The sequence below is a fragment of the Streptomyces pactum genome, from assembly GCF_016031615.1.
Lineage (GTDB): Bacteria > Actinomycetota > Actinomycetes > Streptomycetales > Streptomycetaceae > Streptomyces > Streptomyces pactus.
This window is the reverse complement of record NZ_JACYXC010000001.1, coordinates 575,765-596,754: the sequence shown is the minus strand read 5'-3', so window position 1 is coordinate 596,754 and position 20,990 is coordinate 575,765. Positions and strand designations below refer to the sequence as shown.

At 76.2% G+C, this 20,990-nt stretch carries 18 protein-coding genes; 8 read left to right on the top strand and 10 right to left on the bottom strand.

Features of this window, described 5'->3' with window-relative positions:
- Positions 1–354: 354 nt before the first annotated feature.
- Together IHE55_RS02375 and IHE55_RS02370 are read left to right on the top strand one after the other, a co-directional pair.
- Positions 355–897: a YbaK/EbsC family protein gene (locus IHE55_RS02375; protein WP_197991736.1), complete on the top strand. Its 543-nt coding sequence runs from the start codon at positions 355–357 to the stop codon at positions 895–897.
- 237 nt (positions 898–1,134) lie between these two features.
- On the top strand, positions 1,135–1,395 hold the full coding sequence (locus IHE55_RS02370; protein WP_197987489.1) for a hypothetical protein: 261 nt from the start codon (positions 1,135–1,137) through the stop codon (positions 1,393–1,395).
- A gap of 284 nt (positions 1,396–1,679) precedes the next feature.
- Here the strand turns inward: IHE55_RS02370 and IHE55_RS02365 are convergent, their stop codons facing one another.
- Positions 1,680–2,087: a CoA-binding protein gene (locus tag IHE55_RS02365; protein ID WP_197987488.1), complete on the bottom strand. Its 408-nt coding sequence runs from the start codon at positions 2,085–2,087 to the stop codon at positions 1,680–1,682.
- A gap of 270 nt (positions 2,088–2,357) precedes the next feature.
- Here IHE55_RS02365 and IHE55_RS02360 point away from each other — a divergent pair, with 270 nt between their 5' ends.
- The gene (locus IHE55_RS02360; protein WP_197987487.1) at positions 2,358–2,984 is read left to right on the top strand and encodes a YigZ family protein; all 627 of its coding nucleotides are present in this window, start codon (positions 2,358–2,360) and stop codon (positions 2,982–2,984) included.
- 46 nt (positions 2,985–3,030) lie between these two features.
- On the opposite strand, the gene IHE55_RS02355 is transcribed toward IHE55_RS02360, so the two are convergent.
- The 3 genes from IHE55_RS02355 to IHE55_RS02345 form a co-directional block, all read right to left on the bottom strand.
- Positions 3,031–3,741 carry a bleomycin resistance protein gene (locus IHE55_RS02355; RefSeq protein WP_197987486.1) on the bottom strand — a complete coding sequence of 237 codons (711 nt, stop codon included), beginning with the start codon at positions 3,739–3,741 and terminating at the stop codon, positions 3,031–3,033.
- Between the two features lie 123 nt (positions 3,742–3,864).
- Entirely contained in the window at positions 3,865–4,344 is a 480-nt protein-coding gene (locus tag IHE55_RS02350; protein ID WP_197987485.1) for a VOC family protein, read from the bottom strand.
- A gap of 280 nt (positions 4,345–4,624) precedes the next feature.
- On the bottom strand, positions 4,625–5,476 hold the full coding sequence (locus tag IHE55_RS02345; protein ID WP_197987484.1) for a calcium-binding protein: 852 nt from the start codon (positions 5,474–5,476) through the stop codon (positions 4,625–4,627).
- 507 nt (positions 5,477–5,983) lie between these two features.
- Between IHE55_RS02345 and IHE55_RS02340 the strand changes: the two genes are divergently transcribed.
- Both IHE55_RS02340 and IHE55_RS02335 read left to right on the top strand, forming a co-directional pair.
- The gene (locus IHE55_RS02340) at positions 5,984–7,147 is read left to right on the top strand and encodes an exonuclease SbcCD subunit D (protein WP_197987483.1); all 1,164 of its coding nucleotides are present in this window, start codon (positions 5,984–5,986) and stop codon (positions 7,145–7,147) included.
- The gene (locus tag IHE55_RS02335; RefSeq protein WP_197987482.1) at positions 7,144–10,233 is read left to right on the top strand and encodes an AAA family ATPase; all 3,090 of its coding nucleotides are present in this window, start codon (positions 7,144–7,146) and stop codon (positions 10,231–10,233) included. Before IHE55_RS02340 ends, IHE55_RS02335 begins: the two co-directional genes overlap by 4 nt.
- Before the next feature lie 63 nt (positions 10,234–10,296).
- Here the strand turns inward: IHE55_RS02335 and IHE55_RS02330 are convergent, their stop codons facing one another.
- A complete protein-coding gene (locus IHE55_RS02330; protein WP_197987481.1) occupies positions 10,297–10,767 on the bottom strand; it encodes an Lrp/AsnC family transcriptional regulator in 471 nt (156 codons plus the stop codon).
- A 94-nt stretch (positions 10,768–10,861) separates the two neighbouring features.
- Between IHE55_RS02330 and IHE55_RS02325 the strand changes: the two genes are divergently transcribed.
- The 3 genes from IHE55_RS02325 (at position 10,862) to IHE55_RS02315 (ending at position 12,147) form a co-directional block, all read left to right on the top strand.
- Positions 10,862–11,356: a rhodanese-like domain-containing protein gene (locus tag IHE55_RS02325; protein ID WP_197987480.1), complete on the top strand. Its 495-nt coding sequence runs from the start codon at positions 10,862–10,864 to the stop codon at positions 11,354–11,356.
- A 189-nt stretch (positions 11,357–11,545) separates the two neighbouring features.
- Positions 11,546–11,776, top strand: a complete 231-nt coding sequence (locus IHE55_RS02320; RefSeq protein ID WP_197987479.1) for a hypothetical protein — start codon at positions 11,546–11,548, stop codon at positions 11,774–11,776.
- Entirely contained in the window at positions 11,776–12,147 is a 372-nt protein-coding gene (locus IHE55_RS02315) for a toxin Doc (RefSeq protein ID WP_197987478.1), read from the top strand. Before IHE55_RS02320 ends, IHE55_RS02315 begins: the two co-directional genes overlap by 1 nt.
- A 479-nt stretch (positions 12,148–12,626) precedes the next feature.
- Here IHE55_RS02315 and IHE55_RS02310 read toward each other — a convergent pair whose 3' ends face one another.
- The 5 genes from IHE55_RS02310 to IHE55_RS02290 all read right to left on the bottom strand — a co-directional run bounded on the left by IHE55_RS02310 (position 12,627) and on the right by IHE55_RS02290 (position 20,351).
- Positions 12,627–14,306 (bottom strand): DUF885 domain-containing protein, encoded by a 1,680-nt coding sequence (locus tag IHE55_RS02310; protein WP_197987477.1) that lies wholly within the window; start codon positions 14,304–14,306, stop codon positions 12,627–12,629.
- 35 nt (positions 14,307–14,341) lie between these two features.
- A complete protein-coding gene (locus IHE55_RS02305) occupies positions 14,342–15,862 on the bottom strand; it encodes a GNAT family N-acetyltransferase (RefSeq protein WP_197987476.1) in 1,521 nt (506 codons plus the stop codon).
- Positions 15,863–16,006: 144 nt separating this feature from the next.
- Entirely contained in the window at positions 16,007–17,587 is a 1,581-nt protein-coding gene (locus IHE55_RS02300) for an alkaline phosphatase D family protein (RefSeq protein ID WP_197987475.1), read from the bottom strand.
- A 569-nt stretch (positions 17,588–18,156) separates the two neighbouring features.
- Positions 18,157–18,927 (bottom strand): VOC family protein, encoded by a 771-nt coding sequence (locus tag IHE55_RS02295; RefSeq protein ID WP_232265424.1) that lies wholly within the window; start codon positions 18,925–18,927, stop codon positions 18,157–18,159.
- Positions 18,928–19,535: 608 nt separating this feature from the next.
- Positions 19,536–20,351 (bottom strand): SigB/SigF/SigG family RNA polymerase sigma factor, encoded by an 816-nt coding sequence (locus IHE55_RS02290; RefSeq protein ID WP_197987474.1) that lies wholly within the window; start codon positions 20,349–20,351, stop codon positions 19,536–19,538.
- Positions 20,352–20,990: the final 639 nt, after the last annotated feature.

The following is a 20,990-nucleotide window of genomic DNA, read 5'->3' as shown; positions in this document are numbered from 1 at the left end:
GGCGGGCAGCTCCAGCACCCTGCCGGTGGGCACCGAGGGCGGCGGTCCGCCGGAGAGGTGGCACCGGCGCCTCGCGCCGGGCGACGGCAGCGCCTCCGACCCGCACCCCGCCCGGCACCGTGGAGATGATCCACAGGACGGCCGGCGAACTCACGTCGCGGTGGACGCCGCCGCGTAGCGGGTGCCGGCCGGCGGATCGGTGACCTTCGAGGCCGGCGCCCCGCACGCCTGCCGCGACGACGGGGCCGTACCGGTGGAGACGACCATGGCCGTAGCGGTGCCGCCCGCCCGTTGAGACGGTCGCCCGGCCCGCCCGCGGCGCCTGTTAACTTGACCGCCATGCACAGAACGCCGATGGACGCGTTCGACGACGTCCGGCCGGCCGTCGAACGCCTGGACCTGCTCTGCGAGCCGGTCGCCGCCGCCCTGCGCGCCTGGCGGGGAGGTGTCCCCGTGGATGAGGTGCGGTACGTGGACACCGACGCCGACAAGGCCGACACCGCGGTCCTGGTGGAGAGCTACGGGCCCTGGCTGCTGGAGCAGTCCGCCAACTGCGTGGTGGTGGCGGGCAAGCGCGGCGGGGAGGTCTCCCTCGCCGCCTGCCTGGTCCTCTCGCACACCAGGGTGGACGTCAACGGGGCGGTGCGCCGCCGGCTCGGCGCCCGGAAGGCGTCGTTCGCCCCCATGGAGACGGCGCTCGGGGCCACCGGCATGGAGTTCGGCGGGATCACCCCTCTCGGGCTCCCGCCGGACTGGCCGCTGCTGGTGGACAGTGCCGTCGCGGACAGCCCGTACGTCCTGATCGGCAGCGGCAGCCGGCGCGGGAAGCTCATCGTGCCGGGCAAGGCGCTGGCCGAGCTGCCCGGCGCGCCGGTGCTGGAGGGGCTGGGGGTCTGACCGCCGGCGGCCCCGCGCCACGCCTCGGCATCCGCGACCGGCGCCCGGCATCCGCGACGCCGGACATCGGGTGGGCGCTGTGGGGCGGGGTGTCCTCGGAGGCGGCGCACGCCCCCGGGGCCACGGAAGCGGCCCGCGCCGTCCCGCGCTCCGGTTGGCCCCCGGACGGTACCGATTCGGGTGACAGATGGGATGTGTTGCGCTGAATGTCACCCCACAGCGCTACTCTGCGGGTCGATGACCACGACCGACTTCGCGGACGAGGCTCGATCCCGCGTGGTGGGCCTGCTCCGCATGGCGCGCGCCGACGACACCCTCACACGGATACGGATCCGGGACTACGCCGACAGCACCCCGGACCCGCCCGTCATGGGACGGGACGGCATCCAGACCCGCGGCTGCGGGCGCTGCCGCCGCACGATGTGGCGGCAGCGTGATGCCGCCGGTCTGATATGGGTGTGCGCCGCGTGCGGCCAGGTGGAGGAGGACGGCCCGTGACCCGCCGCCGCCCCCGCTCGCGCCACACCGCCGGTACGGCGGGCCGGTGACGCCCCGGCGCCCCGGCCTGCCGTACCGCCACCGGCCCGGAGTACCGCGCCGCGGCGGCCATTCGCCGCACCGTACCGCTGCCGGACCGGGCAGCGGCCGGGCGCCGTGTCACCGGCCGCCGTGCCGCCTCACCGGCCGCTGACCCCGCCCCGGTGCACGGGGCCGGACCGCCCGGGGCGGTGGGGCGCAGCGGTCACCGGAGGCGCCGGACCGTGCCACGGCCCGGTCCGGCGTCAGCCCAGCTTCGGGTACTCGATCGCCGGGCAGCGGTCCATGACCATTTCCAGCCCCGCGGCCCGCGTGCGGTGCCAGGCCTCCTCGTCCACCACGCCCAGCTGGAACCAGACCGCCTTCGCGCCGATGGCCACCGCCTCGTCGGCGACCCGGCCGGCCAGCTCGGAGTTGACGAAGACATCGACCACGTCCACCGGGAAGGGGATGTCGGCGAGCGTGGCGTAGCCGGGCTCGCCCTGCACCGCCTCGGCCTTGGGATGGACCGGGACCACCCGCTTGCCGTGCCGGCGCAGCACCTCGGCCACGCCGTAGGCCGCGCGCTCCCGGTTGTTGGAGAGCCCGACGACCGCCCAGGTGTCGCCGGTCTCCGTGAGAATCCTGCGGATCGTCCGCTCGTCTGCGTACATGATCGGATCAACCGGGCCGGCCTCCGCCGCATTCCCCGGCCCTGGACGCGGATAGCGGGAACGGGACGGCCGTACCCGCTTCCGGCCGGCGGCGTGGGGCGGGTGCCGCCCGCCCCCAGGGCCGCGGACGGCCCGCGGGCGGTACCCCGCCGGGGCCCACGGGGGACGGACCAACCGGGAACACACCGGTGGGTACCGGTCCGTACCGGTGCGCAGCGGTACGGAGGGTGCGGCGTCGGTCCCGGTCCGGTGCCGCATTAGGGTGGCCGGATGCAGGAGCGCTACCGGACCGTCGCTCGTGAGGGCGTGCACGAGATCGAGATCAACAAGTCACGCTTCATCTGCGCGCTGGCGCCCGCCGCGACCGAGCAGCTGGCGCAGGAGTTCCTGCGGCGTGTCCGTGCCGAGCACCCCACCGCCACCCACAACTGCTTCGCCTATGTGATCGGCGCGGACGGCGCGGTGCAGAAGGCCGGCGACGACGGGGAACCGGGCGGCACTGCGGGAGTGCCGATGCTCCAGATGCTGCTGCGGCGGGACGTGCGGTACGTGGCGGCCGTGGTCACCCGGTACTACGGCGGCGTGAAGCTGGGGGCGGGCGGTCTGATCCGCGCCTACGGGGGCGTGGTCGGCGAGGCGCTGGACGTGGTGGGCACCGTGGTCCGGCAGCGGTTCCGGCTCGCCACCGTGACCATCGACCACCAGCGGGCCGGAAAGCTGGAGAACGACCTGCGGGCCACCGGCCGGGCGGTGCGCGAGGTGCGGTACGCCGAGGCGGTCACCATCGAGGTCGGGCTCCCCGAGGCCGACGTGGACGCGTTCCGGGCCTGGCTGGCGGACGTCACCGCGGGCGCCGCCGGGCTGGAACTCGGCGGCGAGGCGTACGGCGACGCCTGACCCCGGCTCCGCCCACGGGCGGTCCGGGTGCCGGGTGCCCGCCGGCTCACCCGTCCCCGCCCCGAAGCTCCACGAGGCGCACGAGGGTGTCGCGGACCTCCTCCCGCTCACCCGCGGTGAGCGGGAGCGCCTCGGCCCGGGCCAGCGCCGAGACGGCGGTCCCCGGATCGCCGAGGCGCTCGGCGACGTCCGCGCGGAGGACGAGCAGGCGCAGCAGTGTGACGGACGCCGGCCGCTCGCCGTCCCGGGCCAGCACCCGGTCGATGATCTTCGCGGCCCCGGCCGGGTCCTCCCTGGAGTCGGCGAGCAGGGCGGCGTGGTGCAGCGCCCGGGCGAACGGCTCCGCGGGCGCGGGCCGGTGGTGGTGTCCGGCGCCGACCGGCTGTCCGATCCGCAGGCAGTTGCCGCCGGGGTCGGTCAGCAGGAACTGCCGCATCCCGTACGAGGTGTCGGTCAGCGCCCCGATCCTCGGCAGACCGCGGAGCGGGACCCTCCCGTACGCCGCCTTGAGTCCCGCCCGGAAGCTCCGGTGCAGCGCGTCGACGGCGTCGGTCCGCACGTAGCAGGTGCTGTAGGACCCGGCGGGGTCGTACCGCTTCATGGCGAAGAAGTGGAGCTGGATGCCGCCCCGCTCCACCGCGGCGTACGGGTTGGGGCTCCGCTGCCGGAACGTGACCTCGAAGCCGAGGGCCCGGTAGAAGTCGAGCACCGGATCGAGGGTCCGGCACGGCAGGATCGGGATGGTCGTCTCACTCACCCGGGTGAGTCTAATCAAGTTTGACTAGATGCGGGGAGGGGTGGCCGCCGGAACGCGCGGGCGGCGTGGCGGTCCCGGTTCCCCGCGGGGCGCGAGGGCCCGGGACCGCCCGCCGGGAGCGGCCTACCGGTCCCCGTCGGCGGCCGCCCGCAGCGCGGCCAGGTCGATCTTCTTCTGGCCGAGCATGGCACGCATGGCGCGGCCGGCCCGCTCCTTGTCCGGGTCGCCCAGCAGGGCGTTCGCCTGGACCGGCCACACCTGCCAGGACAGGCCGTACTTGTCCTTGAGCCAGCCGCACTGGACCTCTTGGCCGCCGTCGGCGGTCAGCTTCTCCCAGTAGTGGTCCACCTCCTCCTGCCCGTCGCACTCGATGAGCAGGGAGACCGCCTCGGTGAAGGTGAACTCAGGGCCGCCGTTGATCGCGGTGTACGGCTGGCCGTCGAGGACGAAGTCCACGGTCATCACCGTGCCGGCCTCCCGCGGCCCGGCCTCGGTGTAGTGGGTGATGTTGGTGATCTCCGAGTTCGGGAACACCGAGCAGTAGAACTCTGCGGCCTCCTTGCTCTGGGTGTCGAACCAGAGGTTGGGCGTGATCCGGGGCATGTCGTCTCCTGACGTCGCGCGGGCATCGGGCGTAACTCCACCAGTACCGACTCCGCCGGGCCGCGGAACTCATCGGCGCGCCGGGAAAAGTCCGGGCGTAGGGCCGGGGCCGTGCCCCGCACCGCGGCGGTCCGCGCCGCCCCCGACCCCTCACGCCCCGCGGTCCCGCTCCCGCCCTTCGGCCACGCCGTGCCCGGTGCAAGGCGCGGGTGCGGCGCCCTGGACCGGGCACCGACGGGACCGGTGGCGGGGCCGCCCCCGCCACCGGTCCCGTCGTGGCTCAGTCCTGGTACACCTTGTTCGTGCCCGGTCCGCCGGAGAGGGTGTCCCGGCCCTTGCCGCCGTACAGCACGTCGTTCCCGCTGTTGCCGTACATGGTGTCGTCACCGTCCTCGCCGTAGAGGGTGTCGTTGCCTCGGCCGCCGTAGACCTGGTCGTTGTCGCCCCCGGCGCGGAGGATGTCGTTGCCGTCGTCACCGAAGAGGGCGTTCTGCTCACCGGTGCCGGTGACGGTGTCGTCGCCGGCACCGCCCCGGCACTCGTACTGGCAGGCACCGGTGATGACGTCGTTGTCGTCGCCGCCGTCGGCGCCGAGGCCGTCGCTGCCGTCGATGCGGTCGTCGCCCGCCCCGCCGTTGTACTGGACCTGGCCGTTGCCCTTGAGGGTGTCGTCGCCCGTGCCGCCGTGGACGGCCGCGATCGCGCCGGAGTCGGAGACGACGGTGGCCGTGTCGTCGCCGTCGCCGAGGTCGACCTCGTAGGCCGTGGAGTCGTCCGAGCCCAGGGGCGCCGCGACGACGCACCGGACGACCGTGTGGTCGCCGGCCGTCGGGTACGCGCAGTCGGCCCACTCGGCCGCGGACGCGTCGATGGCCATGCCGGCGGCGTCCTCGAACGTGATCAGGTAGTCGGACCCGAACTCGGACGGGTCGGCGTCGATGTCCGTGGTGGTGACCGTCAGGCGGTTCACCTGCCCGGCGGCGGCCTGGTACCAGACCGCGCCGTCGCTGTGGACGATCGTGGCGGTGGCCGCCGCGGGGGCGGTGTCCGCCCGGGCCGCGGGGGTGGTGAGCAGGGCCCCGCCGAGGGAGAGGGCGAGGGCGGCGGTGGCCGTGATCCGGTTCATGCGCATGGGGAAGTGACCCTTCGCGGAAGTGATGGTGGTCGGAACCGGCGCGGCGGGCGCCGGTGGTGTTCGCCGCCCGTCGCGGACGGCGGGTCCGGCGCGACCGGTCGCTGCCTTCGGACCACCCGTTCAGACAGCGGGCCGGAGAGCGGGGTTGCGCCCCAGCCGCCTCCGGCGGCACATGTCATGTCCCGGCTGCCCGTACGTTCCATTGATGTCACCCGCGGGCCACCCCGACACCGGGGTGGCCCAGTGGTGGGACGGGCCCGAGCCCGGCCGCCGGTACGACGTGTGCCCGGATCCCGGGGCCGAACCCCGGCGGGGAGAGCCGGGCCGTGAGAGGGCCGGGCGGGCGCGTGGGTACGGGGACGAGGTACGGGCAAGGTCTCGGGCCCGGACCGCGGGGAGCCGGCCGGTCGCGGACGGGCCCGCTCCGAGCACGGCAGCATCCCCCGCGGCCGGTGCCGGCGGCGGACCTGGAGGAGCGGTGGAGATGCGGGCCGGAGTGATGCTGTGAGGCTGCTGCACACCTCCGACTGGCACCTGGGCCGGTCCTTCCACCGGGTGAGCCTGCTCCAGGCACAACGCGACTTCCTCGGCCACCTGGTGGAGACCGTCCGCGACCACCGGGTGGACGCCGTGCTCATCGCCGGGGACGTCTACGACCGGGCGGTGCCGCCGCTGTCCGCGGTGGAACTCTTCGACGAGGCCCTGCACCGGCTCGCGGAGCTGGGCGTGCCCGCGGTGCTGATCTCCGGCAACCACGACTCGGCCCGCCGGCTGGGTGTCGGCGCCGGCCTGATGGCCCGGGCCGGGATCCACCTGCGGACCGACCCGGCCGGCTGCGGAACGCCGGTCCTGCTCCCCGACGAGCACGGCCATGTCGCCGTCTACGGGCTGCCGTACCTGGAACCGGCGCTCGTCCGCCAGCAGCTGCGCGCCCCGCGCGGCGGCCACCGGGCGGTCCTGGAGGCGGCGATGGACCGGGTGCGCGCCGACCTGGCCGCCCGGCCGGCCGGCACCCGGTCGGTCGTCCTCGCCCACGCCTTCGTCACCGGCGGCGCCCCCAGCGACAGCGAACGGGACATCACGGTCGGCGGCGTCGCCTCGGTGCCCGCCGAGGTCTTCGACGGCGTGGACTACGTGGCGCTGGGCCACCTGCACGGCTGCCAGACCCTCTCGGAGCGCGTCCGCTACTCCGGCTCGCCGCTCGCCTACTCCTTCTCCGAGGCCCGGCACCGCAAATCCATGTGGCTGATCGACCTCGGACCCGGCGGCGACCTCACCGCCGACCGCGTGGACTGCCCGGTGCCGCGCCCGCTGGCCCGGCTGCGCGGCCGGCTGGAGACCCTGCTCACCGACCCCGCCCTCGACGTCCACCGCGACTCCTTCGTCGAGGCCACCCTCACCGACCCGGCCCGCCCCGCCGAACCGATGGCCCGGCTCGCCGCCCGCTTCCCGCACGTGGTGCACCTGGTCTTCGAACCCGAACGCGCCCCGGAGGCCGGCGGCCAGTCCTACGCCCGCCGCCTGCGGGGCCGCACCGACCACCAGATCGCGGCGGACTTCGTGGCCCATGTGCGCGGGCAGGGTCCGGACGACGCCGAACGCGCCGTGCTCGGCGAGGCCCTGGACGCCGTCCGTACCGTCGAAGCCGCCGAGGAGGTCGCCCGATGAGACTCCACCGGCTCGCCATGACCGCGTTCGGCCCGTTCGGCGGTGCCCAGGAGATCGACTTCGACGCCCTCTCCGCCGCCGGCCTGTTCCTGCTGCACGGCCCGACCGGGGCCGGCAAGACCTCCGTCCTGGACGCCGTCTGCTACGCCCTGTACGGCAGCGTGCCCGGCGCCCGCCAGGCCGCCGGGCTCAGCCCCCGCAGCGACCACGCGCCCGCCGGCACCCGTACCGAGGTGGTGCTGGAACTCACCGTCGGCGGCCGGCGGCTGGAGATCACCCGCCGCCCCCAGCAGCCCCGCCCCAAGAGTCGCGGCACCGGGTTCACCACCGAGCGCGCCGCCACGGAGCTGCGGGAGAGGGACGCCGACGGCACCTGGCGCGGCCTCAGCCGGTCCCACCAGGAGACCGGCGAGGAGATCGGCCGGCTGCTCGGCATGAGCAAGGACCAGTTCTGCCAGGTCGTGCTGCTGCCCCAGGGCGACTTCGCCCGCTTCCTGCGGGCCGACGCCGAGGCCCGCGGCAGACTGCTCGGCCGGCTCTTCGACACCGGCCGCTTCGCCGCCGTCGAGGAACGCCTCGCCGAACGGCGGCGGGAAGCCGAGAAGACCGTGGTCGGCGCCGACGAGCGGCTGCTCGCCCTCGCCCACCGGATGGAGCAGGCCGCCGGCGACTGCCCCGACCTGGCCCAGCTGCCGCCGCTGGACGGCACCGGCCCCACCGTGCCCGACCAGCGCGGCCCCGCCCGCACCGGCGCCCGCGGCCGGGCCCGGGCCGGCCGCGCGTCCGGCACCCCGCTGCCCGGCGAGCCGGGACTGGCCGCCGCCGTCCTGGCCCGGGCGGCGGTGGCCCGGGCCGGCGCCCGGGAGCGCCGGGAGATCGCCGCCGCCCGGGTGGCCGCCGCCGAGGCCGCGTACCGGGCCGCCGAGGCGGAACTGGCCCGGACGCTGGACCTGGACCGGCTCCAGCGCCGGCACGCCGACGCCGTGCGCCGCGCCGCCGGACTCGACGCGGCCCGCCCCGAGTACGAGCGGGCGGCCGAGCGGCTGGAGCGGGCCCGGGCCGCCGACGCGGTTGCTCCCGCCCTGGAGCTGCGCGCCGCCGCCGAACGGGACCACCTGGCCGCCACCGCCGCCGAGCGGCAGGCCCGCGACCGGCTCCCCGCCGAACTGGCCGACGCCCCGGCCGACCGGCTGGCCGAGCGGGAACGCGGCCTGCGCGAGGAACTCGGCCGGCTCGCCGCGGCCCGCCGCGCCGAGGAGCGGGCCGCCGCCCTCACCGCCGAGATCGACGCCCTGGACCGGGACGCCCGCGCCGACGAGGAGACCGTCCAGGAAGCCGCCGAGTGGCTCGCCGGCTGGGAGCCGGCCCGAGCCGCCCACCAGCGGCGCATCGAGGCCGCCGACTCCGCCGCGGTCCGCGCCGAACACCTCGGCGGCCGGCTCGAACCCCTGGCCCGGCGGCTGGCCGCGGCCGAGGAGTACGACAAGCTCGGCGTCCGGCTGCGGCACGCCGAGGAGGACGAGGTGCGCGCCGGCCAGGCCGCCAACGACGCCCGCGCCGCCTGGCTGGACGTCAAGGAGCGGCGGCTGCGCGGTATCGCCGCGGAACTCGCCGCCCAGCTGCGCCCCGGCACGCCGTGCGCGGTGTGCGGTTCCACCGGCCACCCGCGGCCCGCGCGCCCGGCCGCCGGCCAGGTGGACCGTGCGGCGGAGGAGGCGGCCCTGGCCGCCTCCGAGGCGGCCGACGCCGCGTGGCGGGAGGCCGAGGCCCGGGTGCGGACCGTGCGCGAGGCACGGGCGGCCGCCGAGGCCGCCGCGGACGGGGCCACCGCCGCGGAGCTGGACGCCGAACTCGCCGGGCTGCGCGCCGCGTTCGCCGAGGCCCGGCAGGCCGCCGCCGACGGTCACCACGCCCGCGAGGAACTGCTGCGCGCCGAGCGCGAGCACCGGCACCGCACCGCCCAGCGGCAGGAGGCCGAACAGCGGATGGCCGGCCGCACCTCCCGCCGCGAGGCCCTGGTCGCGGAGCGCCGGGGGCTGCGGGAGGAGGTCGACCGGGCCCGGGACGGCGCGGCCGGGGTGGCCGAACGGGCCGCCGACCTCCAGCGGCGGGCCGAACTGCTCGCCGGGGCCGCGGACGCGGCGCGGACCGCGGCCACCACCGCGGCCCGGCTGAAGGAGGCCGACGCCCGGCTCTCCGACGCCGCCTTCACCGCGGGCTTCGGCACGCCCCGGGAGGCCGCCGACGCGGTGCTCCCGGCCGGGCGCCGCCGCGAACTCCAGGACCGCCTCGACCGGTGGCGGACCGAACGGGCGGCGGTACGGGCCGAACTGGACGACCCGGCGACCGCCGGCGCCGCCGCCCGTCCGCCCGCCGACCCGGAGGCCGCCCGCCGCGCCGCCGAGGCCGCCAACCGCGCGCTGCGCGAGGCGTCCGCCCGCGACGCGGCGGCCCGCGAGCGCTGCGCCGAGCTGGACCGGCTCTCCGCCCGGGCCACCGAGGACGCCCGGCGGCTCGCGCCGCTGCGCACCGCCTACGAACGCGTCGCCGCCCTGGCCTCGCTCGCCGCGGGCACCTCGGCGGACAACGAGCGGAAGATGCGCCTGGAGTCCTACGTACTGGCGGCCCGGCTGGAGCAGGTCGCCGCGGCGGCCAGCGTCCGGCTGCACCGGATGTCCTCCGGCCGGTACACCCTGGTCCACTCCGACGAGCGGAGCGGCAACCGCCGTTCGGGGCTGGGACTGCACGTCATCGACGCCTGGACCGGCGCCGAACGGGACACCGCCACCCTCTCCGGCGGGGAGACGTTCTTCGCCTCGCTCGCCCTGGCACTGGGCCTGGCCGACGTGGTCACCGACGAGGCGGGCGGCGCGCGGCTCGACACCCTCTTCATCGACGAGGGCTTCGGCAGCCTGGACGAACAGACCCTGGACGAGGTCCTCGACGTCCTCGACTCGCTCCGGGAACGGGACCGTGCCGTGGGCATCGTCAGCCACGTCGCCGAACTGCGCCAGCGCATCCCCGCCCAACTGCGGGTCGTCAAGGGGCGCGACGGCTCCTCGGTCCACCTGCGCGCACCGGGCTGACCCGCCCGCCCGGTGCGGGGCGGCGTCCCGGGCCGGCCGGCCGCACGCCCCGCCCGCACCCGGTCACGGCACCGGGCCGTCGCCGTCCGGGGTGGCCAGGGCGCGGCGGGGCAGCGGCGAGGAGTACACCACGCTGGTGGTCACCGGCCCCAGACCGCCGATCCGCCCGGTCACCTGCTCCAGATGGCGCATGGAGCGCGTCGCCACCTTGAGGACGAAGCAGTCGTCGCCGGTGACGTGGTGCGCCTCCAGGACCTCCGGGGTGGTGGCGAGCAGGTCGTGGAACGGCTTGTAGTTGCTGTGCGGGTAGCTCAGCCGCACGAACGCCAGCACCTGGAGGCCGAGCCGTTCGGGATCGACCACCGCGGTGTACCCGGTGACGATCCCGGCCTCCTCCAGCCGCCGGACCCGCTCGGTGACGGCGCTGGCGGACATGTTCACGGTGCGCGCCAGTTCGGCGAAGCCCACCCGGCCGTTGGCCTGCAGGGCATCGAGAATGCGCCAGTCCACGGCGTCCGGGGAATAAGCGGTCATGGGCGCTTCTTAGCAGGGTTTTCCCCGGTGACTCAAGCGCGAGGCCGGGGATTGTCCGTTCCGCGGCCTCACGTCGGGCCGTAGATTTTCCGTCATGACGACAACAACTCCGCAGCCCGGCACCGTGGTTCCGGCGGTCCTCGCCGTCCCGCCGGCACCCCCGGCCGAGGCCGCCGCCTACTTCGCGGCGCGGCTCGCCTTCCACACCGACGTGGCCGATGTGCACGCCGCGTGGCAGGCCGGGAACCCCGGCTTCACGGTCGTGGACTCCCGCTCCCGCGCCGCCTGGGAGCAGGGACACCTGCCGGGCGCGGTCCATCTGCCCACCGCGCTCGTCCCGGAGCGGGCGGCGGCCCTGCTGGATCCGGCGGTCCCGGTGGTCGTGTACTGCTGGGGCCCCGGCTGCGACGGCGCCACCCGTGCCGCGCTCGCCCTCGCCCGGCAGGGTCACCGGGTCAAGGAGATGCTCGGCGGCATCGAGTACTGGATCCGTGAGGGCTTCCCGGTGCAAACGCCGCACGGCCTGGTGCGCACCCCCGCCGATCCGCTCACCGCGCCCACCGACGGCGGGGCCGCCTGCGGCTGTTGACGCCGGGGCCGGCCGGTGCCGCACCACCGCGCCGGCCCGCCGCGTGGCGCCCCGCGCGGTCCGGGCGCGCCGGGATCCGCGGCCGCGCGGTGCTCCGCGCCCCGCCGGGGCGTGCGGGTCGTCGGGCGGCCCCGGCCGGAACCCGCCGGCCCGGTCCGCCGGCGGTGGGGCTGCGGTACCGTGGCCGCCATGCCGGCACTCAACATCGAGTTCACCGAAGAGGAACTCGCGGCGATCCACGAGGCCGCGGCCGCCGACGGCAAGAGCGTGCAGGCGTACGTGCACGACCTGTCGGTACGGGAGCAGCAGCGCCGCCTCTTCGTCCAGCACGCCGTGCGGTTCTGGAACGACCACATCGACGAGTTCGACGCGGCCTTCCCCGAGGAGGTCCCTCCCACGGCGCGCCGGGGCGCGGCCTGATGAACCTCCGTATCGACCTGCCCTGGCTGCTGGGCGTCCAGGAACAGAAGCTGTCCGAGGACCCCGCCGTGCACGACTACACGGCCCTGGCCGCGGCGGTGTCCCGGCACGCCTTCGACGTGGCCCGGCTGGACCACGCCCCCGACGCGGCCTGGCGGGCGGCGGCGCTGATGCACTCGCTGGTCCGCCTCCAGCCGCTGCCCGCCCGCAGCAGTCTGTACGCCTGCATGGTGGTGGTGGCCTACATGGCCGCCACCGGTGAGGGCATCGACCCGCCGTACGGGGCGATCGTGGACCTGGCACGGGACATCAAGGAGTACCGGGTGGACGTCTACGAGTGCGCCGACCGCATCCGCGGCTGGCGCATCTGACGGCCCGTCCGACCCGTCGGCCTGGCGGCCCGGGGCGCCGCCCGCGAGCCCCGCGCCGCCGGGGGCCGGCGTCCGGCGGCGGGTGACCGCCCCCGCCGCGCGAGCCCGCCGTGCGGGCCCACCGGTCAGGCCGCACGTGCAGGTTCCGGTCGTGCGGGCCCACCGGGCAGGCCACCGCGCAGGGCCCGGCGGTGCGGGCCCCGCGCCGCCGGCGTGACCCGGCCCGGCCGCCGGCGCCCCGGTTGCGGGGCGGCCGGTCCCGCCCGCGCGGCCGGGGTACGCCCCGGCACGTACGGGCCCGGGGCACCCAGGAGGCACCGGCGCGCACGCCCGCCGGTGCGGGGCGGAGGTACCAGCCGGGGTGCGCCCCTGAACGGTACCGGGGCCGGCGTACGTCCGGGGTACGGGGCCGGCGTACGTCCGGGGGTACGGGGCCGGGGCCGCGGTGGCGCGCCGCCCGGCCCCGGGCCCCGCCGGGGTCAGAGCGCCGACAACTCCTCGACCAGGTCGTCCAGTCCCAGCGATCCCTGGGACAGCGCGGCCATGTGCCAGGTCTTCAGGTCGAAGGCGTCACCGTGCCGCTCGCGCGCGGCGGCCCGGCCGGTCAGCCAGGCGCGCTCGCCCAGCTTGTAGCCGATCGCCTGCCCGGGCATGCCGAGGTAGCGCACCAGCTCGCTCTCCACGAAGTCCGCGGGCCGCCCGCTGTGCCGGCCGAAGAACTCCTGGGCCAGCTCCGGGGTCCACCGCTCGCCCGGGTGGAACGGGGAGTCGGCCGGGATCTCCAGCTCCAGGTGCATGCCGATGTCCACGATCACCCGCAGCGCACGCATCATCTGCGCGTCCAGGTAGCCCAGCCGGCGCTCGGCGGTGGTGAGGAAGCCCAGCTCGTCCATGAGGCGTTCGGCGTAGAGCGCCCAGCCCTCGGCGTTGGCGCTCACCATGCCGACCGTGGCCTGGTACCGGGAGAGCTGGTCGGCCACGTGGGCCCACTGCGCCAGCTGGAGGTGGTGCCCGGGCACCCCCTCGTGGTACCAGGTGGAGACCAGGTCGTACGCGGGGAAGCGGGTCTCGCCCATGGTGGGCAGCCAGGTGCGGCCGGGTCGGGAGAAGTCCACCGACGGCTGGGTGTAGTACGGGGCCGCGGCGGTGCCCGGCGGGGCGATCATGGACTCCACCCGCTTGACCCGCTCGGCGAGGTCGAAGTGGGTGCCGTCCAGCGCCTCGATCGCGTCGTCCATCAGCTTCTGCAGCCACTGCCGGGTCTCCTCGACCCCCTCGATCGCCTCCCCGTGGGTGTCGAGGTGGCGCAGCACCTCCCAGGGGTCGGTGTCCGGCAGGATCTTGGCCGCCTCGGCGCGCATCTCGGCCAGCAGCCGGTGGTACTCGGACCAGCCGTAGGCGTAGGCCTCGTCCAGGTCCAGGTCGGTGCCGTTCCAGAAGCGGGCCCAGCGGGCGTAGCGCTCGCGGCCGACCACCTCGGGGGCGCCCTCGATGCCCGGACCGTAGACGTCCCGCAGCCAGTCGCGCAGTTCGGCCAGGGCGCCGGTGGCCTGCGCCGCGGCGGCGTCCAGCTCGGCGCGGAGCCCGTCCGGGCCCGCGGCGGCGAACTCGGCGAACCAGCCGCCGTCACCGCCCACCCACCCGTCGAGCTGACCGATGACCGTCGCCACCTGGCGCGGTCCGGCGGGCAGGCCCAGCTTCAGCCCCTCGGCGAGCGAGGCGCGGTAGCCGGCGAGCGCGCCGGGCACCGCGCGCATCCGCTCCGCGAGGGCGGCCCAGTCCTCGGCGGTGTCGGCGGGGGTGACGGTGAACACCTCGCGGACCGCGTGCAGCGGCGAGTGGAGGTTGCTGACCGCCCGCAGCGGTTCCCGCGCCTCGTCCACCGCGAGCTGGGCGGTGAGCCGCTCGCGCAGCAGCCGGGCGCAGCGCCGCTCGGCCGGGCTCTGCGCGCCGGGCAGCGCCTCGGCCGCCGCCAGCCGGTCCAGGGTGGTGCGGGCGAGGTCGGAGAGGGCCTCCTGGCCGGCGGGGGAGAAGTCCGGCAGCCGCCGGGAGCACTCGGGAACACCCAGGAAGGTGCCGGTGATCGGGTCGAGTTCGGTGAGTGCGTCGACGTAGGCGTCGGCGACCTGCCGGGGCAGGAGGTTTTCGGTTTCGGACATGGGCCCATCCTCGTACGGGACCGGCCGTGGCGTCATCACCGTTTCGGCTCACGTTCCTGAACCGGGCCGGCTCCCCCCGGCCCCGACCGGGCCGCGCGCCCGCCGGCGGGGGACGGGGCGGCACCGGCCCCGGTGCCGCCCCGCGGGGCGCGGTGCCCGGCGCCCGGGGCGGCCGGGCGGGCATGCGCGGGCAGGGCCCGGCGTGCGGGGGCGGGCAGCGGGTCGGTGGCGGCCGGTTCCGGTGCCGGGGCGAGACGGGCGGTGATCACCATGGTGCCCTCCTCGATCTGGTGGTCCAGCGGCAGGCCCAGGCCCCGCATGGCGGCGACCATGCCGGTGTTCCCCGAGCGGGTCACCGCGTAGACGTCCTCGCACCCGGCCTCGTCGGCCAGCGCGACCAGCCGCCGCAGCAGTTCGGAGCCGATGCCGCGGCACTGCCACGCGTCCTCCACCAGCAGGGCCACCTCGGACTCGTCGCCGTCCCACAGCAGATGGCCCAGGGCGACCATCCGACCCGAGGGGGTGTACGCGGCCAGCGTCCGCCCGTGCCGCGGGTCGAGCAGGTGGTTCAGGTAGCGGTCGGTGTCCGCGACCGGCCCGTGATAGCGCAGGGTGAGGGTCCGGTCGGAGCAGCGCCGGTGCATCTCCCGCGCCGCCGCCAGGTCGGCGGGGCCGGCCCGGTGCACGGTGATCTCACCGCCCCCGGCCGCCACCGGGGTCTCGGCCCGGCCGGACGGGCGGGGCCCCAGCCGGGCGTCCAGCTCCACCAGGGCGCGGGCCCGCGCGAATTCGCTCGGGGTGAACGGCAGCTGGGGCCGCTCCACGACGATCGTCCCGCCCGCCGGGTCACGCAGCCGCAGCACGGTGTCCTCCAGCGCGCCCTCGACCGCGACCGCCCCCGGCGGCCGGCCCCCGCGGGCCGCGGGCAGCGTACGGATGGTGCACCGGCCCAGCAGCTGCCTCAGCGCCAGGGGCAGTTCGGCGGCGTCCAGCGCGGTGCGGGTGGCCAGGCGGAGCACCCGGGTGGGGGTGTCCACCAGATCGTGGGTGTCGGCCCGCTCCAGCCACGGGTCGACGCCCCCGCCCTCGGTCACCGCCCGGGTCAGCCCGTCGGGCGGCAGGGCGGCGGGCACCCGCAGCAGGAACTCGTCCACCGTGCTCCCGCCCAGCGGATGGGTCTGCAGGGTGAGGATGTCCACCCGCTGCCGGGCCAGGGACCCGCACAGCGCCGCGAGACTTCCCGGGGTGTCCCGCACCGTGGTGCGCATCCGCCACAGCGTGGTGCCCTCGGGAGCGGGCCCCGCCGTGGCGCCGGTATCCGCTGCCGGTGGCGGGGGAGGGGCGTGACCGCGCCGCCGGGCCCGGCCCAGGTGGAAGCCCGCCGCGGCCGGCAGCGCCGCCGCGGCGAACGCCGGCACCAGCCCGTCCGGACCGGGGGAGAGGGCGCCGGCGAACGCGCCGGCGGCGGCCACCGCGGTGAGCAGCGCCGCGAATCCGACGAGGTCCCGCCGCCGGTGGGGGCGGCGGGACGAGGGGGCAGATGTCCGATGAGTCATACACCCACCCTCGCCGAGTGGTGTTGCGTGATCACGAACGCACTGTGACCGATGGGTAAAGGAGGCTGTTTCAAAGCTACTGTCCGGTTTCGTCCGTCTCGCACGACGTGGGACGGCACCGCCCGACCGGACGGTCCGGCTCGCTCACTGACCGACCCGGCCCGGCTGCAGCACCTGGGTGAACAGTACCGCGCCGCCCTCCTCGCGCAGCCGGACGGTCAGCTCTCCGCTGTCCCCGTCGATCTCCGCCTCGCCGTAGAACTGGAAGCCCTCCGCGGGCGAGACGTTGGCCCGGTCCGGGGCCTTGACGAAGACCTGCCGGGGCCCGAAGGTGCCGTCCAGCTTCGACGCCGGGAACGAACCCGCGTGCAGCGGACCGGTGACGAACTCCCAGAACGGCTCGAAATCGCCGAACGCCGCCCGGGACGGCTCGTAGTGCTGCGCCGAGGTGTAGTGCACATCGGCGGTGAGCCAGACCGTACCGGTGATCCGGCGGTGCTTGACGAACCGCAGCAGCTCGGCGATCTGCAGCTCCCGGCCGAGCGGCGCGCCCGGGTCGCCCTGCGCCACCGCCTCGAAGTTCGCCGTGCCGTCCGCGACCACCAGCCCCAGCGGCATGTCGGAGGCGATCACCTTCCACACCGCCCGGGACCGCGACAGCTCCCGCTTGAGCCAGGCCAGCTGCTCGGCGCCGAGGATGCCCTGCCGGTTCTCCGGCTGCCGGTTCGGCGAGTTGGCGTCCCGGTGGGTGCGCATGTCGAGCACGAACACGTCGAGCAGCGGGCCGTGCCGCAGCACCCGGTGGACCCGGCCCTCGCCGTCGGGCCGCAGCGTGCCGATCGGGTAGTACTCGGCGAAGGCGCGCCGGGCGCGCGCCGCCAGCACGTCCACGTTCTTCTCGGTGTACCGGTCGTCGGTCAGGATCTGGCCCGGGTACCAGTTGTTCCGCACCTCGTGGTCGTCCCACTGGGTGATGGTGGGCACCTGCGCGTTGAACGCGCGGAGGTGCTCGTCGAGCAGGTTGTACCGGAAGTTGCCGCGGTACTCCGCCAGCGTCTCGGCGACCTTGGACTTCTCCTCGGTGACCAGGTTCCGCCAGACGCTGCCGTCGGGGAGGGTGACGGAGGGCTGGAGCGGCCCGTCGGCGTAGATGTTGTCCCCGCTGCACAGGAAGAAGTCCGGGTCCCGGCGGCGCATCTCCTCGAAGATGCGGAAACCGCCGCGGTCGGGGTTGATGCCCCAGCCCTGGCCCGCCAGGTCGCCCGACCAGACGAAGCGGACCCCGCGGCGGCGGACCGGCGCGGTGCGGAAGGTTCCGTACACCGGCGCGGAGGCGCGCCGCGGGTCCTCCGGGTCGGTCAGCCGCACCCGGTAGTGGACCTCGGTGCCCGGCGGCAGCCCGTGCAGCGCGGTGGTGCCGGTGAAGTCCGTACCCGGGCCGACCAGCGGTCCGTGCCACCGGCGGGCGCGCGAGAACGACTCGGTGGCCGAGGTCTCCACCACCATCCGGGCGGGCCGGTCCGAGCGCACCCACACCAGGCCGGAGGTGCTGGTCACATCGCCCACCTGGACGCCCCAGCGGGCGCTGGGCCGGCCGGACAGCGCCTGCGCCGGGGCGGTACCGGCCAGGGCCGGTACCGCCGGCAGGGCCAGCCCCGCGGACGCGGCGGCCGTTCCCCGCAGCACCGCGCGCCGCCCGACCTGATCTCCGGAACCCCGCACCATCGACTTCCTCCTGTGGTTCTCGGGCCGGCGGACGGACCGCCGCGCCAGCGTTCGCACTGGTTTGCTATCGGGGCGAGATGCCGGGCACCCGAACGGAGGGTGAACGCCGGGCGCGGCGGCCGGCGCGGCGGGCCCGTGGCGCCCGGCCCGGCCCCGCGCGGTGCCGGCATGTCCGCCGCCGGACGCCCGCGGGGCACGGCGCACGGGCGCCACGGCGAACGGGCACGACGAACGGCGTGCCGCGGCGGAGGCGGACGGCCGGGTGAGGGGCGTGCCGCGGGGGAGGGCGGACGACGGGGTGAGGGCGTGCCGCGGCGGCCGGCGCGGCACCGGGGGTGCGCGGCACGCGGGTGGGGACGTGGAGGAGTGCGGGCACGGGCTGCGGCCCGGGGGCGCGCGGTGCGCGGCGGAGTGCGGGTAGGGAGAGGCTTCGGCGCCAGGGGATCGGCGCGCGGAGGCGCGCGGTACCGGGGGTGCGATGCGTCGAGGTGCGCGGTACCTGGCCAGCGGCACCCGGGGTTCGGCGCGCGGAGGGATGCGGTGGCGCCCCGGGGAAGGGGTTCCCGGGGTCAGGAGACGATCGTGAAGAGGCCGCCGTCCGGGTCACGGAGGGTGGCCTCCCGGCCCAGCGGCGAGGGTGCCGGGTGGCGCGGCACCGAACCGCCGGCGGCGACCGCCGCCGCTGCCGCCGCGTCCACGTCGGGCACCCGGAAGTACACGTGCCAGCGCGGCCGGACGTGCGGGTCGGGCGCGGACTCCACGGCCCCGCCGTTGATCACCGCCACCTCCCGGGTGCCCTCCCGCAGCACCACCTGGTCGCTCTTGTACACCACGTCGCAGCCGTCCTCGCACTCGGTGGCCCAGCGCAGCACCTCGGCGTAGAAGATCGAGGCGGCGAAGGTGTCCCGGGTGCGCAGTTCCAGCCAGGCGGGGGCACTGCCGCGCCCGACCCCCCACTTGGCGCGGTGTCCTTCCCAGATACCGAAGACGGCGCCGTCGGGATCGGCCGCCAGCGCCGCCCGGCCCCGCCCGAAGGCGAGCGGGCCCACGGCGACCGTGGCGCTGCGCTCCCGGATACGGGCGGCGGTCTCGTCCGCGCTGTCCACGGCGAAGTACGGCGTCCAGGACACGGCCACCCGGAAGGTGTGCGCGAACGCCCCGATCCCGGCGACCGGGTCACCGTCCGCCAGCGCCACCGAGAACCCCTCCTCGTGCGCGCCCGGCCGGAAGGACCAGCCCAGGACCGCACCGTAGAAGTCCTGCGCGGCCCGCAGATCGCGGGACATCAGGCTGACCCAGCACGGCGCACCCGACACAGCTACATCTGTTGAGTCCGACATGAGACTCGCCCTTGCTCCTCTTGTGGTCCGACGCCGTCGCGGGCGTTCACGCCCGGCCCATCGGGGCGCTCCCTGGGTGATCACAGGTGCCCGTACGGGTTCCCGCCCCGGAAGACCCTTAATCCCCCGGTCCGCACCCGGCGGCACCCGGGTCCCCCGCTCGCACGGTGGCCGCCCTCATGGCCGGGCTCCGGGCCGGGCCGCCCGGGCCGCCGGAGCGCCCCGGCCCGCTCCACAGTGCCGTCCCGTGTCCCGTCCGGCGTGACGACGCGCCGGGGCGGGCGTACGGAACCGCCCCGGCGGGGCGGCGGGGACGGTTTCGCCGTCACGGCCCCCGGGTACTCCGGAAAGCCACGGAGAACGGCACCGGGACGGGGTGGCGCAGCCGGCGCCGGCGCCCCGGGAAAGCCCGGGAGGGCGATGCGGCGTGTGGCGCACGCCCCGGGCCGGCGGCCGTATCGACGTGACGGGCCCGGCGCATCCGGGACGAACGGCGCGAGGTCACGTGGGTGAGCGGCGGCCCCGGGCCGGCACGGATCGTCGGGCACCCCCGGGTTCGGGCCCGTGAGGGAACGCAGCCCGTGAGGGGCACGCAGGGGGCGAGGGTGTCAGGTGGTGGTGGGATGGTCGGTCATCACCCGGTCCCGGAGGGTGGCACAGGTGCGGCTGAGGATGCGGGAGACGTGCATCTGGGAGATGCCCAGCTCCTCGGCGATGCTGTTCTGCGACATGCCGCGGAAGAAGCGGAGGTACAGGATCTGGCGTTCGCGCTCCGGCAGCCCGCGCAGCTGCGGCTTGAGTGATTCGCGGTCCACCACCCGGTCGTAGCCCGGCTCGGTGTCGCCCAGGGTCTCGGTCAGGGAGTAACCGTCGGCGGTCCCCGGCAGCTCCGCGTCCAGGGAGAGCGGGGAGTAGCTGTTCATCGCCTCCATCCCCAGCCGGACCTCCTGGTCACTCAGGTGGGTGTGGGCGGCTATCTCGGCCACGCTGGGGCCCCGCTGGTCCAGGGAATGGGACAGTTCGCGCTCGGCCACCCGCACCCGGTTGCGCAGCTCCTGCACCCGGCGCGGCACATGGGTGCCCCAGGTGTGGTCCCGGAAGTGGCGCTTGACCTCGCCGACCACGGTGGGCACGGCGAAGCTGGCGAAGGTGTTGCCGCGGGCCGGGTCGTACCGCGCCACGGCCTTCACCAGGCCCAGCGCCGCGATCTGCCGCAGATCCTCCAGCGACTCCCCCCGGTTGCGGAACTGCCGGGCCAGGCGTTCGGCCATCGGCATCCAGGCGCAGACCACCTCCTGCCGCAGTGCGTCCTTCTCCGGCCCGTCGGGCAGTGTCGCGATGCACTCGAATGCCGCGTCGGTATCGGGGGCGTCGTCGTGCGGATGGCGCGCCGACGGGCGCTTGGCCTGGGTTCGTACGCTCATCTCAGACAGCTCCAGGATCGGTGGTGAGCGGGGCGCCGCCACGGGGGCGGTACCGGGTGCGAGCGCCTGCCCGCCTGCGGCACCAGCCCTTGGTCCGAGGGAGACGCCTCCGGTCCGAAGCGCATGTCCGGTCGGTCCTCGCCGACTCAGGGGGACGGAATCCCGGGGTTTGTCCGGGAGTCGGTCACTTCTCCACCGTAGCCACGGTGCGGCGGCGGCGCATCCGGCGGTCGAACGGGCCCGGCCCGGCCCGCCGCGGACACACCCGGGCGGCGGAGGCGGGCGCCGGGGCGGAGGTGGCCGACCGGGATCCGGCGCGCTGCGTCCGGCACCGGTCGGCGGCGGGAACCGGGCCGGAGGCGGGACCGGGGCGAGGGCCCGGCCGTGGTGGGGCCGGCCCGACCCCCTCGGCCGGCCGGCGTGGTCCGGCGGCCCCGGCGCGCCGCACGCCCCGGCGCCCGGGGAGACGGTGGAGGGACGGGGGACGGCGCGGTGGAGGTGCGGCGGAGGGCACGGGGAGGGAGAGCCGGCCGGGGCACCGGGGCTTCGTGCGGCCGGCGGGCCTCGTGGGGTCGTGGGGTCCAGGGCGGCCGGTGGCCCAGGCCGGGGCCCAGGCCGGGTGAGCCCGGTGGTACCGCC

Excerpts from the sequence above, each read along its gene's own strand:
- IHE55_RS02375 (WP_197991736.1), top strand. The coding sequence starts at position 355 with ATGGACGCGTTCGACGACGTCCGGCCGGCCGTCGAACGCCTGGACCTG.
- IHE55_RS02370 (WP_197987489.1), top strand. The coding sequence starts at position 1,135 with ATGACCACGACCGACTTCGCGGACGAGGCTCGATCCCGCGTGGTGGGC.
- IHE55_RS02365 (WP_197987488.1), bottom strand. The coding sequence starts at position 2,087 with ATGTACGCAGACGAGCGGACGATCCGCAGGATTCTCACGGAGACCGGC.
- IHE55_RS02360 (WP_197987487.1), top strand. The coding sequence starts at position 2,358 with ATGCAGGAGCGCTACCGGACCGTCGCTCGTGAGGGCGTGCACGAGATC.
- IHE55_RS02350 (WP_197987485.1), bottom strand. The coding sequence starts at position 4,344 with ATGCCCCGGATCACGCCCAACCTCTGGTTCGACACCCAGAGCAAGGAG.
- IHE55_RS02345 (WP_197987484.1), bottom strand. The coding sequence starts at position 5,476 with ATGCGCATGAACCGGATCACGGCCACCGCCGCCCTCGCCCTCTCCCTC.
- IHE55_RS02335 (WP_197987482.1), top strand. The coding sequence starts at position 7,144 with ATGAGACTCCACCGGCTCGCCATGACCGCGTTCGGCCCGTTCGGCGGT.
- IHE55_RS02330 (WP_197987481.1), bottom strand. The coding sequence starts at position 10,767 with ATGACCGCTTATTCCCCGGACGCCGTGGACTGGCGCATTCTCGATGCC.
- IHE55_RS02325 (WP_197987480.1), top strand. The coding sequence starts at position 10,862 with ATGACGACAACAACTCCGCAGCCCGGCACCGTGGTTCCGGCGGTCCTC.
- IHE55_RS02320 (WP_197987479.1), top strand. The coding sequence starts at position 11,546 with ATGCCGGCACTCAACATCGAGTTCACCGAAGAGGAACTCGCGGCGATC.
- IHE55_RS02315 (WP_197987478.1), top strand. The coding sequence starts at position 11,776 with ATGAACCTCCGTATCGACCTGCCCTGGCTGCTGGGCGTCCAGGAACAG.
- IHE55_RS02310 (WP_197987477.1), bottom strand. The coding sequence starts at position 14,306 with ATGTCCGAAACCGAAAACCTCCTGCCCCGGCAGGTCGCCGACGCCTAC.
- IHE55_RS02305 (WP_197987476.1), bottom strand. The coding sequence starts at position 15,862 with ATGACTCATCGGACATCTGCCCCCTCGTCCCGCCGCCCCCACCGGCGG.
- IHE55_RS02300 (WP_197987475.1), bottom strand. The coding sequence starts at position 17,587 with ATGGTGCGGGGTTCCGGAGATCAGGTCGGGCGGCGCGCGGTGCTGCGG.
- IHE55_RS02295 (WP_232265424.1), bottom strand. The coding sequence starts at position 18,927 with ATGTCGGACTCAACAGATGTAGCTGTGTCGGGTGCGCCGTGCTGGGTC.
- IHE55_RS02290 (WP_197987474.1), bottom strand. The coding sequence starts at position 20,351 with ATGAGCGTACGAACCCAGGCCAAGCGCCCGTCGGCGCGCCATCCGCAC.